General features: G+C 68.2%; 14 protein-coding genes. 13 read left to right on the forward strand and 1 reads right to left on the reverse strand.

What is annotated here, in order from left to right; genetic code table 11:
* Window positions 1–66 precede the first annotated feature (66 nt).
* The 5 genes from ACSYDW_RS17810 (at window position 67) to ACSYDW_RS17830 (ending at window position 3,709) form a co-directional block, all read left to right on the forward strand.
* Window positions 67–1,533, forward strand: coding sequence for a chlorohydrolase family protein (locus ACSYDW_RS17810; RefSeq protein WP_438340074.1), 1,467 nt, complete (start codon window positions 67–69; stop codon window positions 1,531–1,533).
* 118 nt (window positions 1,534–1,651) lie between these two features.
* Complete coding sequence (locus tag ACSYDW_RS17815; RefSeq protein WP_438340075.1) at window positions 1,652–2,002, forward strand: DUF952 domain-containing protein; 351 nt, start codon at window positions 1,652–1,654, stop codon at window positions 2,000–2,002.
* Window positions 1,999–2,793, forward strand: a complete 795-nt coding sequence (locus tag ACSYDW_RS17820; protein ID WP_438340076.1) for a tyrosine-protein phosphatase — start codon at window positions 1,999–2,001, stop codon at window positions 2,791–2,793. Before ACSYDW_RS17815 ends, ACSYDW_RS17820 begins: the two co-directional genes overlap by 4 nt.
* Complete coding sequence (locus ACSYDW_RS17825; RefSeq protein ID WP_438340077.1) at window positions 2,790–3,071, forward strand: hypothetical protein; 282 nt, start codon at window positions 2,790–2,792, stop codon at window positions 3,069–3,071. The genes ACSYDW_RS17820 and ACSYDW_RS17825 overlap by 4 nt, the downstream gene beginning before the upstream one ends.
* 155 nt (window positions 3,072–3,226) lie before the next feature.
* Window positions 3,227–3,709: a GNAT family N-acetyltransferase gene (locus ACSYDW_RS17830; RefSeq protein WP_438340078.1), complete on the forward strand. Its 483-nt coding sequence runs from the start codon at window positions 3,227–3,229 to the stop codon at window positions 3,707–3,709.
* A 9-nt stretch (window positions 3,710–3,718) separates the two neighbouring features.
* Here the strand turns inward: ACSYDW_RS17830 and ACSYDW_RS17835 are convergent, their stop codons facing one another.
* Window positions 3,719–4,963 carry a heparan-alpha-glucosaminide N-acetyltransferase domain-containing protein gene (locus tag ACSYDW_RS17835; protein WP_438340079.1) on the reverse strand — a complete coding sequence of 415 codons (1,245 nt, stop codon included), beginning with the start codon at window positions 4,961–4,963 and terminating at the stop codon, window positions 3,719–3,721.
* A gap of 64 nt (window positions 4,964–5,027) precedes the next feature.
* Here ACSYDW_RS17835 and dapA point away from each other — a divergent pair, with 64 nt between their 5' ends.
* From dapA to recA, 8 genes are all read left to right on the forward strand, one after another.
* Entirely contained in the window at window positions 5,028–5,948 is a 921-nt protein-coding gene (dapA, locus tag ACSYDW_RS17840) for a 4-hydroxy-tetrahydrodipicolinate synthase (RefSeq protein ID WP_438340080.1), read from the forward strand.
* A gap of 15 nt (window positions 5,949–5,963) precedes the next feature.
* Window positions 5,964–7,670, forward strand: a complete 1,707-nt coding sequence (locus ACSYDW_RS17845; RefSeq protein ID WP_438340081.1) for a ribonuclease J — start codon at window positions 5,964–5,966, stop codon at window positions 7,668–7,670.
* A 139-nt stretch (window positions 7,671–7,809) separates the two neighbouring features.
* Window positions 7,810–10,710 (forward strand): FtsK/SpoIIIE family DNA translocase, encoded by a 2,901-nt coding sequence (locus tag ACSYDW_RS17850; RefSeq protein WP_438340082.1) that lies wholly within the window; start codon window positions 7,810–7,812, stop codon window positions 10,708–10,710.
* A gap of 9 nt (window positions 10,711–10,719) precedes the next feature.
* Entirely contained in the window at window positions 10,720–11,334 is a 615-nt protein-coding gene (gene pgsA, locus ACSYDW_RS17855) for a CDP-diacylglycerol--glycerol-3-phosphate 3-phosphatidyltransferase (protein WP_438340083.1), read from the forward strand.
* A 19-nt stretch (window positions 11,335–11,353) separates the two neighbouring features.
* A complete protein-coding gene (locus tag ACSYDW_RS17860) occupies window positions 11,354–11,878 on the forward strand; it encodes a CinA family protein (protein ID WP_438340084.1) in 525 nt (174 codons plus the stop codon).
* Between the two features lie 194 nt (window positions 11,879–12,072).
* Entirely contained in the window at window positions 12,073–12,486 is a 414-nt protein-coding gene (locus ACSYDW_RS17865; protein WP_209996009.1) for a helix-turn-helix domain-containing protein, read from the forward strand.
* Window positions 12,487–12,632: 146 nt separating this feature from the next.
* Complete coding sequence (locus tag ACSYDW_RS17870; protein ID WP_438340085.1) at window positions 12,633–12,857, forward strand: DUF3046 domain-containing protein; 225 nt, start codon at window positions 12,633–12,635, stop codon at window positions 12,855–12,857.
* Window positions 12,858–13,052: 195 nt separating this feature from the next.
* Entirely contained in the window at window positions 13,053–14,105 is a 1,053-nt protein-coding gene (recA, locus tag ACSYDW_RS17875; RefSeq protein ID WP_438340086.1) for a recombinase RecA, read from the forward strand.
* Window positions 14,106–14,107 lie beyond the last annotated feature (2 nt).

The raw sequence follows: 14,107 nt of genomic DNA on the forward strand, positions 1-14,107 counted from the left end.
ACCACCCGGGACGTACCAACGGCACGACGTACCAACAGCAAGCAGTTCAACAGCAAGGAGCATGAAGTGGGTCGGATCACCCGGGTCAGGGCGGCATTCGTCATCGGCTACGAGAACGGGGACCACTGCATCTGGCCCCAGGGGGAGTTGGTGCACGAGGACGACACGGTGCTCTTCGTGGGCCGCGGTTACCCGGGGCGTGTGGATACGGAGATCGACGCGGGCCACGCGATCCTCTCCCCGGGCTTCATCGACCTTAACGCGCTGGCGGACATCGACCACGCGATCTTCGACTCCTGGCCCACGGGCGAAACCCGGATGGGCCTGGCCTGGTCCGAGGAATACCTGGCCCACCACGGCCCGGTGTTCACCGGGGAGGAGGAGCTTTTCCGCCGGCAGTTCGCGCTCAGCCAGCTGGTGCGCAACGGCATCACCACGATCATGCCCATCGCCGCGGAGACCTACAAGCCGTGGTGCGAGGACTACGCCGACGCGGCGCAGCTGGCCGGCGCGGTCACCGAGATCGGGCTGCGCGCCTACCTGGGCCCCAGCTACCGCACCCACGTCCCCTACACCGACGGCACCGCCTCGCTGCTGCACGAGGACGAGGGCAAGGGGCTGGACGGCCTGGCGCAGGCGGTCCGCTTCTGCCGGGACTACGAGGGCGCCGCCGGCGGGCTGCTCCGCACAGCGCTGCTTCCGGCCCGCATCGAGACGCAGACCGAGCTGACGCTGAAACTGACCCGCGAGGCAGCCGACGAGCTCGGGGTCCCGGTGCGCCTTCACGCGGCGCAAGGGCTGTTCGAGGTCGGGGAGATCGTCGCCCGCACCGGGCTGCGCCCGATCCCGTACCTGGAATCGATAGGTTTCCTGAAGGAAAAGACCTTCATCCCGCATGCCTGGACGGTGCCCGGGCACCGGCACATGCCCGGATCCTTCGGGGAGGGCGACGACGTGGGGATCCTGGCCGAGCACGGCGCCACGGTGATCCTTTGCCCGATCCCCACCGCCCACTACGGCGTCTGCCTGGAGGACTTCGACTCCTACCGCGCCCGGGGCGTGGGCGTGGTGTTGGGCACCGATTCGGCGCCGCCGAACATGATCCGCGCCATGGACCTGGCCATGGGGATGACCAAGGCCAGCACGGGGGAGCGCACCAGCGCCCGGGCCGAGGACCTCTACCGGGCCGCGACCCTGGACCCCGCCAACGCGCTGGGCCGCGAAGACCTGGGCCGGCTGGCCCCGGGCGCGCAGGCCGACTACTTCGTGCTGGACCTCTCAGGAACCCACATCGGCCCGCACGGGGACCCGATCCGCACGCTGGTCATGAACTGCGACGGCCGGGACGTGACGCGCGTCGTCGTCGCCGGCAGGACCGTGGTCGAGGACCGGGAGATCGTCTCCGTGGACACCGGATCCTACGCGGAGCGGGCGCAGCGGTTCCTGGAGAAGTACATGGAATCGTTCAGCACCAGCGACTTCAGGAAGCGCCCGACCCACGAGCTCTTCCCCTCCAGCTTCCCGCTGCGCTGAGTCCGGCCGGCAGCCCGGGCTGGCCCGGAGAGCGGCGGCCGGGGTGCGGGAGACAGGTGCGAAGGACAGCGGCGTGGCACGGGCCGTCCCGGCAACGGCTCCCTCGTAGGCTTGGCGCATGACCAAGATCCTGCACCTTGCCGAAACCGGCCACTGGCTCGAGGCCCGGGCCTCGGGCGTGTACTCCCGCTCGACGCGCGGTGCCGCGGTGGCCGACGTCGGCTTCATCCACTGTTCCTCGCCCGAGCAGCTTCCGGTGGTCGCATCGTTCATCTACGCGGACCATCCGGGGGACCTTGTGGTGCTGGAACTCGACGAGGCGGCCATTGAGGCCGCCGGAATCGCGATCAGGTACGAGGACGGCGGCGACGGCGAACTCTTTCCGCACGTCTACGGGGAACTGAAATGTGAATGGGTCAGGGCCGCCCGTCCGGCGCGGATGGCCGGCGGCGTGCTGGTGGTTGGATGACGGAGTTGGCCTGGGGCGGCTACTTCAACGCCCGCGACCTGGGAGGGCTTCCGACCGCGCTCTCCCCGCACGGGGCCACGGTGCCGGGGCGGATTGCGCGCGGGCCGCGGCGCGAGCGACTGAGTGCCGGAGGATGGGCCGACGCGCGTGCGTGGGGCCTCTCCTCGGTCGTGGACCTCCGTTGCCCCTACGAGATCGGCCGGCGGGACGAGGACCCCGTGGTGGGCCCGGAAACGCTCGACGGGCTGTCGATCGTCAACGCGCCGACCGAGGACCAGTCGGATCCTGCCTTCCGGGAAGCCTGCTTCCCGATCCTCGATTCGCCCGAATACTGGAGCCACAACTGGCGCCTGCAACCGCACCTGGTCCGGGCGGCGCTCGAAGCCATTGCGTCCGCCGAGCCGGGCGTGCTGGTGCACTGCAGCGCCGGGCGAGACAGGACCGGCATGGTCAGCGCATTGCTCCTGGGCAACGCGGGGGTGGATCCCGCCGCGGTGGCCCTGGACTACGCCGCCTCGGTCCGTGCCATGGCGGGCGCCACCCACCAATCGCCCACGGCGGATGCGCAGTCCCGGTGGTCGCCCGGGGAAACCGAGGACTGGCTTGCCGGCAAGGTCGGCATCGTTCGAGATGTCGCAACCGGCGCCCGGGACATCCTGGAGATGCTCGGTGTTCCGGCCGCGGTCGGCGAGGCCCTGCGCGCGATGCTCATCGACCCGACGCCGGGTGTGGCCGGTAGCAGGACCCGGTCGAGCTCCTCGGCCAACACGTATGGAAGAATCGGCCCATGACCTCCATCAACCCGCAGGCAGGCACGTACGAACCGCCCCTCGCCACCTGGGGGCTCATGGGCCTGGGGCTTGTGCTCACGCTGCTCATGCTGCTGGTGGGAACCGACGGCCACCCAGCCTCCCCGTGGTTGCTGGCGGTGCCAGCGGTCCTGGGGCTGGCCGGGGCCTGGCTTGCCGCACGCAGGGACAGGCCGTGGTGGATGATTGCCTCGGCCCTCTGGGGGATCGCCCTGGTTCCGGCGACCCTCGTGGTGCTCACCCTGCTCGAGGGTCCCTGACCTGTTTGTTTCCCCCTGTGGCGTGCCGCGGGCTTCGGCGACACCGGTGAAGAATTCGCTGGCCGGGCGCGCCGCGTGGCCCTAGGATCGAAACCGTGGGACCACCCCATTCGCAGTCCAACGTGGGGCGCGATGCATGCCAGGAGGGTTGAATGATGAGTCGACAAATCGTGAGGCTGGGCGGGACCGACACCAAGCGGGCCACCACGCTGTTCGCCCTCATGGCGGAGGTGTTCGAGGAACCCGCCCCGGCCCTGGACCGCGACTACGTCTCGGCATTGCTTGCCGATTCCTCGTTCTGGGCGTACGCGGTGATCGTCGACGGCGAGGTGTGCGGGGGCATCACCGCCCACGTGCTGCCCATGACCCGCTCCATGGACAACGAACTGATGATCTACGACCTCGCCGTGGGGGTGGAGCACCAGCGCACCGGCCTGGGCCGGCAGCTCATGCAGGCGGTCATCGACGACGCGGCAAGCGCCGGGATCGCCACGGTGTTCGTTCCGGCTGAAGCTGCCGACGACCACGCCGTGGAGTTCTACAAGGCCCAGGGCGGGGTGCGCATGGACTGCGTCATCTTCAGCTTCGAAACCACCGGCACCGCCGCCCCGGTGGTCGAACCGACGCTGCGCGAATAGCCGCGCCCGCTACCTGCTTCCGGAGAGCGTCGTCGACACCCCGTGCACCAGCGCCTCGAGCGGGCCGCGGCGCCCCAGGAACTTCAGCAGCAACCCCAGCAGCAGGGCCGCCACGACGTAGATGATGAACAGCTGGATCCGCGGCAGCGGGGCCGACACGTCGCTGAAGACGTCCAGGGCCACCAGGTGCCCCGCGTAGATGGTGAGCGTGGCGCCGCCGGCCCCGGTCAGCGGCCACAGCAGCATCTCGCCCACCCCGCCCAGCATGGCTGTCAACGCCATGCACAGCAGCTGGGCAGCGCCCAGCACGGCCAGCGCGCAGCCGGTGACGTGCAGGACATCGAGCGGGGCGCCGCTGTGCGGCGCGGAAACGGCAAGGAACCACGCAGTGTCCATCGCCCCGCCCAGCCGCTGGCCCGTCGCCAGCGCCACCTCGAGCCCGTTCGCGTTGAGCCCGGTGGCCTCGCGCAACGCCCGCAACGCGCCGGGGCGCTCCAGCAGCCACTCGGAGGCGAGCTTCGAGCCCACGGCCAGCGTGCTTCCGACCACCAGCAGGCCCAGCGCCACGGGCGGCCGGGAGAGCGCCAGCCGGCCGACGAACAACCCGGCGAGCAGGAACCCGAACCACACCAGCAGCGGGTAGTAGCCGGTGAGCAGCACATCGGCCGCGAACACCAGCGGCGTCCCCAGGTCTGAGAACCCGGGGGAGTTGCCCAGCCGGAACGGATCCATCGCCCCTTCCACCCACGGGCGCAGCACGTAGAAGAGGAACGGGGAAGCCAGCAGCCAGCCGGCTGCCCACCAGCCCAGCGTCCGCCGGCGCATGGACAGGAACGGCAATGCCGCCAGGAAAAGCAGTGCATAGTGCACCAGGATGACGGCGACATTCGTGTCGAGCATGGCCAGCCCGAAACCGAGCAGGGCGACCAGCCCGGCGCGGATAAGCACGTTGCGCCGCAGGGCGCCGATCCTTGCCGCGGCCGGCCCGGCCGCGCCGCCGGTGAGCAGTGCCAGGCCCGTGCCGGCCAGCAGCACGAACAGGGCCGAGGCCTTCCCGGAGAACAGCGTGGCGGCCCAGGACGGGGCGAACCCCTCCCCGGCCAGTGCCACGCGCAGCGGCAGGATGTGCACGGCCATCATTCCCACCAGCGCCACGGCCCTGGCCAGGTCCACTCCGGGGATGCGTGCGGTGCCGGAGGCCGGGCGCACACCGCGGCGGCCGGCCGCCGCCCCCCGGGACGAAGTTTCGGTCATTGTTACAGCCTATTGCCTGACACCGAATGAACCCTTGGGGCGCGCAAAGTGTAACGTTGTTCCCATGGCTGACTCTTCGTTGAATACCCCGCGTCCGGATTACACCCTGGGAACCGTGCTCACTGCCATGGTGACCCCCTTCAAGGACAACGGGGAGGTCGACTACGAGGCCGCCGCCAAGCTGGCGAACAAGCTTGTCGACGACGGATGCGACGGCCTGGTCGTCACCGGAACCACCGGCGAGACCTCGACGCTGACCGACGAGGAAAACCTCGGCATGTTCGCCGCGGTGCGCGACGCCGTGGGCGACCGCGCCAAGATCATCGCCGGAACCGGCACCAACGACACCCGCCACTCGATCAGCCTCTCCCGGCGCGCCGCGGCCCTGGGCGGCATCGACGGCCTGCTGCTTGTCACCCCGTACTACAACAAGCCGTCGCAGGCCGGCGTGAAGGCCCACTTCGAGGCCGTCGCCTCCTCCACCGACCTGCCCATGATGATCTACGACATCCCCGGCCGCGCGGGCATCCCGATCGAACCCGAAACCATCATCGAGCTGGCCAAGCACCAGAACATCGTGGCGCTGAAGGACGCGAAGGCCGACTACCAGTCCACCACCCTGGTGCTGGGCGCCACCGACCTCGATGTCTACTCGGGCGACGACGGGCTGACCCTGCCGCTGATGGCGGCCGGCGCCGTGGGCGTCGTCTCGGTGACCGCGCACATCGCCGCAGCCCGGTACCGCGTCCTGGTCGACGCCATGCTCGCCGGCGACCTGGCCACGGCCCGCGCCGCCCACTTTGCCCTGGACCCGATCCAGCGCGCCGTGATGGGCCACATCCAGGGCGCCGTCTCGGCAAAGCACATTCTTCACTGGCAGGGAGTCCTGCCGAACACCGTTGTCCGGCTGCCACTTGTGGATCCGTCGGAAGCGGAACTCGATTCCATCCGCACCGACTTGCGCGAGGGCGGATGGGAGCTCTAGAAAGGTAAGAAATTCATGACCGCATCTTCCGTGGGTGGCACCGAACCGGTGCTCCACTCCCTGCCGCCCAAGCTCAAGCCGGGCACCATGCGCATCGTGCCGCTCGGTGGCCTGGGCGAGATCGGGCGGAACATGGCCGTCTTCGAAATCGACGGCAAGCTGCTGATCGTCGACTGCGGCGTCCTCTTCCCCGAGGAGCACCAGCCGGGCGTGGACCTGATCCTGCCCGACTTCAGCTACATCAAGGACCGCCTGGACGACGTCGTGGGCCTGGTGCTCACGCACGGCCACGAGGACCACATCGGCGCCGTCCCGTACCTGCTGCGCCTGCGCGGGGACATCCCGCTGATCGGCTCGCGGCTGACCCTCGCGCTGATCTCGGCCAAGCTGGAGGAGCACCGCATCAAGCCGGTGCTGCGCCAGGTGGCCGAGGGCGACGTGGAGACCTTCGGCCCCTTCGAGACCGAATTCGTCGCCGTCAACCACTCGATCCCCGACGCGCTGGCCGTGTTCATCCGCACCGAGGCCGGCAACGTGCTGCACACCGGCGACTTCAAGATGGACCAGCTGCCGCTCGACGGCCGCATCACCGACCTGCGCCACTTCGCCCGCCTGGCCGACGAGGGCGTTGACCTGTTCATGTCCGACTCCACCAACGCTGACGTCCCCGGCTTCACCACAGCGGAAAAGGAGATCGGCCCGGTCCTCGAGGGCCTCTTCGGCCGCGCGCGCAAGCGCATCATCGTCGCTTCCTTCTCCTCGCACATGCACCGCGTGCAGCAGGTCATCGACGCCGCGCAGGTCCACGGGCGCAAGGTGGCCTTCATCGGCCGCTCTATGGTCCGCAACATGACCATCGCGGAGAAGCTCGGCTACCTGCACGTGCCGGCCGGCATCCTCGTAGACATGAAGAACGTCGACAAGCTGCCGGACAACCAGGTGGTGCTGATGTCCACCGGTTCGCAGGGCGAGCCGATGGCGGCGCTCTCGCGCATGGCCAGCGGCGACCACCGCATCCAGGTCGGCCCGGGCGACACCGTCATCCTGGCCTCCTCGCTGATCCCGGGCAACGAGAACTCGGTGTTCCGCGTGATCAACGGCCTGATGCGCCTGGGCGCCGACGTGGTGCACAAGGGCATGGCCAAGGTGCACGTCTCCGGCCACGCCTCCGCCGGCGAGCTGCTGTACTGCTACAACATCCTGCAGCCGCTGAACGTCATGCCGGTGCACGGCGAAACCCGCCACCTGATCGCCAACGGCCGCCTTGCCGCGCAGTCCGGCGTCCCGGCGCAGAACGTGCTGCTCACCGAGGACGGCTCGGTCGTGGACCTCAAGGACGGCGTGGCAAAGCTCGTCGGCCAGGTCGAATGCGGCTACGTCTACGTGGACGGCTCGAAGGTCGGCACCATCACCGACGAGGACCTCAAGGACCGCGTCACGCTGGCCGAGGAGGGCTTCATCTCGGTGATCTCCGTGATCAACCGCCAGTCCGGCAAGCTGATCTCCGGACCGGACATCCACGCCCGCGGCGTGGCCGAGGACGACAAGGTCTTCGACGAGATCAAGCCGAAGATCGCCGAGGCCATCGAGGACGCGGTGCGCAACAACCCGTCGCACACCACCCACCAGCTGCAGCAGGTGGTGCGCCGCGTGATCGGTTCGTGGGTCTCGCGCAAGCTGCGCCGACGCCCGATGATCGTGCCGGTGGTCCTGGAAGCCTAGGCCCCGGCGGGCGGGGCAGTTCGCTGCCTCACACCGGTTCGCCAAAGCCCCCGGAAACACGCGTGGACACGCGGGTTCCGGGGGCTTTTGCGCGTGTAAATCCGGGTGTGTTCCGCGGTTTCACGGTAGCCTTGCACTCATGGCCACCCGTACTCCCTCCGGCAACTCGAAGGCCCCTGCGCGCTCCTCGAGCGGCGCCGGGTCCCGATCCAAGAGCACCAAGACCGCCAAGAGCGCACCCGCGGCACCGGTGCACGACTTCCCGCTGCCGGTGCGCATGGTCCGCTCCTCGTGGATGGGCATCGCCCGGGTGGTCGCCGGCGCCTTCCGCAAGATCGGCCGCGACGTGCACCCGCCCTACGAGGTGCGCCGCGACGGCACCGGCCTGTTCCTTGTCATCCTGGCCATGGTCATCGCCTCCGTCGAATGGTGGGGGCTGCGCGGGGTCGGGTGGTACGGCACGTTCGTGCACTCCGTGGCCGGGGGCACTTTCGGTTTCATGGCGGCCTTCATGCCCCCGATCCTGCTCATCGGCGCCATCCGGCTCTTCCGCTGGCCGGAGGAACACCGTGCCAACAACCGCGTGGGCATCGGCCTGGCCCTGCTGAGCGTTGCCGGTTCCGGCATCGCCCACGTGGTGGGCGGCACCCCGGCGCTCAACGCGCCCTTCGACGAACTCTGGGCCGCCGGCGGCGTGCTCGGCGCCCTGGCCACCGCCCCGCTGGTGGGGCTCATCAAGGCCGGCGGCACCATGGCAGCCATGATCGCGCTCGCGCTGCTGAGCCTGCTGATCCTCACCGCCACCCCCGTCAAGCAGGTGCCCGAGCGCATCCGCGAGGGCTACGACAGGCTCATGGGCCAGGACCCGGAGCAGGCCCCAGCCCGCCGCGGCGTCCAGCTCGACGCCCCCGAGCACGACCAGTCCTACCTCTACGACGAAGCGCCCGCCGCCAAGAAGCCGCGCAAGAAGACCCGGCTCTTCGGCAGGGACCGCGAGGAAAACCCGCAGGACGCCACGGCAGACCTGCTGGGGAATTCCGGCGAGGGCGCCTACGACACGGCCGTCATCACCGACGACCACCACCCGGGGCTGGCCCAGGACCCGTCGGTGGACCTGTACGACGAATCGGTGGGGGAGGAGTACCGCGAACCGGCGGTGCGCCCGGGCGTGCGCCGGCCCACCAAGGCCGAGCTGGAGATGGCCGCGATCATGGAGCAGGTCGGCCTGGGCACCGAGCCCGAGGCCGACACCCAGGCGATGAGCGCCATCGACCTGACGAACTTCGACTCCGCGGAGGCACAGACCTCCGCCGTGCCGCAGGTGCCCTCGCGCCCCGCCGCCGCCCCGCTGCCGCCGATCCCGGCGCGCACCGAGCAGCTCCAGCTCTCCGGCGACGTCACCTACACGCTGCCCTCCTCCGACTTCCTGCCGGCCGGCCCGCCGTCCAAGGAACGCTCCGAGGCCAACGACGCGGTGGTCGCCGCGCTCACCGACACGCTCACCCAGTTCAAGGTCGACGCGCAGGTCACGGGGTTCTCCCGCGGCCCCACCGTCACCCGGTACGAGATCGAGCTCGCGCCCGGCACCAAGGTGGAGCGCGTCACGGCGCTGTCCAAGAACATCTCCTACGCGGTGGCCTCCTCCGACGTGCGCATCCTCTCCCCGATCCCGGGCAAGTCCGCCATCGGCATCGAGATCCCCAACGCGGACAAGGAAATCGTGGTGCTCGGCGACGTGCTGCGCAGCCACAACGCCCGCAAGACGGAGCACCCCATGGTCATGGGCGTGGGCAAGGACGTGGAGGGCGGCTTCGTCGTCGCCAACCTCGCCAAGATGCCGCACCTGCTGGTGGCAGGCGCCACCGGCGCCGGCAAGTCCTCGTTCGTGAACTCGATGATCACCTCGATCCTGATGCGCGCCACCCCGGACGAGGTCCGCATGGTCATGGTCGACCCCAAGCGCGTGGAACTCACCGCCTACGAGGGCGTCCCGCACCTGATCACCCCGATCATCACCAACCCCAAGAAGGCCGCCGAGGCGCTGCAGTGGGTGGTGAAGGAGATGGACACCCGCTACGACGACCTCGCCAACTTCGGCTTCAAGCATGTCGACGACTTCAACAAGGCCGTGAAGGCCGGCAAGGTCGTGGTGCCCGAGGGCTCCAAGCGGGTCCTGAAGCCCTACCCGTATTTGCTGGTCATCGTCGACGAGCTCGCCGACCTCATGATGGTCGCCCCGCGCGACGTCGAGGACTCGATCGTGCGCATCACCCAGCTGGCCCGCGCCGCGGGCATCCACCTGGTGCTCGCCACCCAGCGCCCGTCCGTGGACGTTGTCACCGGCCTGATCAAGGCCAACGTGCCCTCCCGCATGGCGTTCGCGACCTCCTCGGTCACCGACTCCCGCGTGGTGCTCGACCAGCCCGGCGCCGAGAAGCTGCTGGGCCAGGGCGACGCGCTCTTCCTGCCCATGGGCACCTCCAAGCCGATGCGCGTGCAGGGCGCCTGGGTCACCGAATCGGAGATCCACGCGGTCGTCGAGCACGTGAAGGGGCAGCTGAAGGCCGAGTACCGCAACGACGTCGCCGCCGAGGCGCCCAAGAAGCAGATCGACGACGACATCGGGGACGACCTGGAGCTGCTGCTGCAGGCCACCGAACTGGTCGTCACCACGCAGTTCGGCTCCACCTCGATGCTCCAGCGCAAGCTGCGCGTCGGCTTCGCGAAGGCCGGCCGCCTGATGGACCTTCTCGAGTCCCGCGGCGTCGTGGGCCCCTCCGAGGGCTCCAAGGCCCGCGACGTGCTGGTCAAGCCCGACGACCTGCCCGCGGTGCTTGCCGCGATGCGCGGGGACGAGACCCCCGCGGAGGAGGTCGTCGCCTCGGCCCAAGAGGCGGCGCTGGCGGAGAACGCCAACGCGAACCACTACGGCACCGACCTGGTGGCCGAGGACCTTGACGGCTACGAGCAGGCCGTCGACTACCACGACGGAGCCGACGACGAGGGGTCCGAGGACGCCTGGAACCTGACCGGAAGGTAGTCTGGAAGCGTGACTGATTCACCGGAAAACCCAACCCAGAAGCCCGTTTCGAACCTGAACATCGCCAACGTGCTGACCACGTTGCGCATCGTCATGGTCCCGTTCTTCATTTGGGCCCTGCTGGCGGACCACCAGCAGTATGGGGCCCTGCGCTGGACGGCCTTCGGGCTCTTCGCGCTGGCCATCTACACCGACAAGCTCGACGGGGACCTGGCGCGCAGCCGCGGGTTGATCACGAACTTCGGCAAGATCGCCGACCCGATCGCGGACAAACTGCTGACCGGCTCGGCCCTGGTGCTGTTCTCCGTGCTGGGGGAGCTGTCCTGGTGGATCACCGGCGCGATCCTGGTACGTGAATGGGGCATCACGCTGATGCGCTTCGGCGTCATCCGCTACGGCGTCATGGCCGCCTCTAAGGGCGGCAAGCTCAAGACAGTGCTGCAGGCCGTGGCCATCCTGCTCTACCTGCTGCCGCTGACCCACACCGTGGCGTGGCTGGGCGTCGTCGCCCTGGTCGTGATGCTCATTGCCCTGGCCGTCACCCTGGTGACGGGTGTCGACTACGTGGTGAAGGCTGCGCAGCTCCGCGCTCGCTACCTGCGCGAACACGGCGCCAGGGCCTGAGCGGAAGCGGGGACGCACCATGGATGAACGGACCCCCGAACCGGCGGCCAACCCGCTGGCCCGCGAGGCCATCGCCGACGCGATTGCGGCCGGCCTGAGCCTTGCCACGGCGGAGTCGCTCACGGCTGGAATGATCGCCGCGACGCTGGCGGAGGTGCCCGGAGCCTCCGCGGTCCTGCTCGGCGGGGTCGTCAGCTACAGCAGCGAGGTCAAGGCCAACGTGTTGTCCGTTGACCGGGCGCTACTGGCGTCCGCGGGGTCGGTGGACGCAGAGGTGGCCCGCCAGATGGCGGTCGGGGCCAGGGACTGCTGCCACAGCGACATCGCCGTGTCCGCCACCGGGGTTGCCGGCCCGGACGCCCACGACGGCAAGGCCGTCGGCACGGTTTTCCTGGGCTATGCCCACCCCGGAGGCAGTGGTTCGGTGGAGTACCGGTTCCAGGGGGACCGGGCCGGGATCCGGTCCGCAGCCACCGACGCGGCGATAACCCTGCTCATTTCCACGATTCGCTCAGTTACCGCACAGGTTGATGGGGCAATGTAGCTATCAATGCGGTTTGTGACATAGTTGTTGACCCATTAAACAATGTTGTGGAAAATCGACCCCGGCTCTGGATAGGGTGGGGGTCGTGGGAACAAACTACGATTACCCGTAGTTGTAACCCATGACGGGCACATCAAGTGCCTGCACCGATCGCCCCACAAAGGCAATAGGACCGGAGAACAAAGGCAATGCACATGGTCAAGCAACCAGTATCGGTAAACGGTGTGGTCCGTTGGCGTGATGTGGGCCTACAGAGCGAGGTCCGCCGCGAAAAAGAGGAGCGCAAGATGGTAGTCCTTCGACACGAAATCGGTGACGTCCTCCGCGACGTTCGTCAGCGCCAGGGTCGTACCCTGCGTGAAGTTTCCCATAGCGCCCGTGTTTCCCTCGGTTACCTGTCCGAGGTCGAACGCGGCCAGAAGGAAGCTTCTTCCGAACTGCTCTCCTCGATCTGCAGCGCACTGGAGGTCCCGCTTTCGCTGATGCTTCGCGAAGTCAGCGACCGCGTGGCCATCGCCGAAGGCATCACCATCCCGGATACCGTTCCCGTGGATCTCACCAGCGAATTCGCAGGGGACCTCGGCAAGCGCCTGGCACCAAGCCACTAGCAAACAATTTCAGTCCCCGGGTGGGTGTGTACCCCAGGGGAGATCAGGTTGGCCTCCGGGCCCCGCTTTCGGGCGGGGGCCGGAGGCCAACCGGCTTAAAGACGGGTGCCCGGCGTGGGGTCGGCGCGGCATGGCACAATTGCAAAGTGCGATTGAGTGATTTCTGGCGTCTGATGGACGACGAATTTGGCGAGGGCTACTCCCGCGTGCTGGCCTCCAGCCTGGTGCTGGCCGAGGTCGGCGGGGTCACCGCCGAGGACGCCTTGAGCCGGGGGACCCCGCCCAAGGCCGTGTGGCTGGCGGTCTGCAACATGCAGGACGTTCCACCCGAGCGGCGCCTCGGCAAGGACATCGTTCCCAAGGAAAGCTAGGAACTACCCCGACACCCGCCCCGGACGTTCGAATATCTGTTCGGAAGAGTGTATTCTTCAAGGAGAAAGTTCGTGGGGTCAGCGACTCAGGATTTCCACAGCTTGAACACCTGAATGCCAAAGTGTCGGCCAGCGGTCGTACGCTCGTGGACAGACAAAGAGTATTGGCCAATATGGCCCCAACAACCGAGGTGAATGATGGCCGCAGCAGGCAACAATCGCGAGAAGGCCCTCGAAGCGGCACTTGCGCAGATTGACAAGCAATTCGGCAAGGGATCCGTCATGCGCCTGGGCGACGACACCCGTGCGCCCATCGAAGCCATTCCCACCGGCTCCGTCGCATTGGATATCGCGCTGGGTATCGGAGGGCTTCCCCGCGGCCGCGTCGTGGAGATCTACGGCCCGGAATCCTCGGGTAAGACCACCGTCGCCCTGCACGCCGTAGCCAGCGCGCAGAGGCTCGGCGGCATCGCCGCGTTCATCGACGCCGAACACGCCCTGGACCCCGAATACGCCAAGAAGCTTGGCGTGGACACCGATGCCCTGCTGGTTTCCCAGCCGGACACCGGTGAACAGGCCCTTGAAATCATGGACATGCTCGTGGGCTCCGGTTCCATCGACATCATCGTGATTGACTCCGTGGCGGCACTGGTTCCCCGCGCCGAAATCGAAGGCGAAATGGGCGACAGCCACGTGGGCCTCCAGGCCCGCCTGATGAGCCAGGCGCTGCGCAAGATCACGGGCCGGCTGAGCCAGACCCGCACCACCGCAATCTTCATCAACCAGCTGCGTGAAAAGATCGGCGTGATGTTCGGCAGCCCCGAAACCACCACCGGCGGCAAGGCGCTCAAGTTCTACGCATCGGTCCGCATCGACGTCCGACGCATCGAAACCTTGAAGGAAGGCACCAACCCGGTCGGCAACCGCACGCGCGCCAAGATCGTCAAGAACAAGATGGCCCCGCCCTTCAAGCAGGCCGAGTTTGACATCATTTACGGCGCGGGCATCTCCCGGGAGGGAAGCCTCATCGATATCGGCGTCGAGCAGGGCTTCGTCAAGAAGTCCGGCGCGTGGTTCACCTACGACGGCGACCAACTGGGCCAGGGCAAGGAGAATGCGCGCAAGTTCCTGCGTGACAACCCGGACCTCGCCAACGAACTCGAACGCCAGATCCTCGAAAAGCTGGGTATCGGCCAGGGCGCCGGCGACGGCGGGGAAGATGCGTTGCGCATCGTCAAGGATTCCTAGTT

The organism is Paeniglutamicibacter selenitireducens (assembly GCF_051550675.1).
Taxonomy (GTDB): Bacteria; Actinomycetota; Actinomycetes; order Actinomycetales; family Micrococcaceae; genus Paeniglutamicibacter.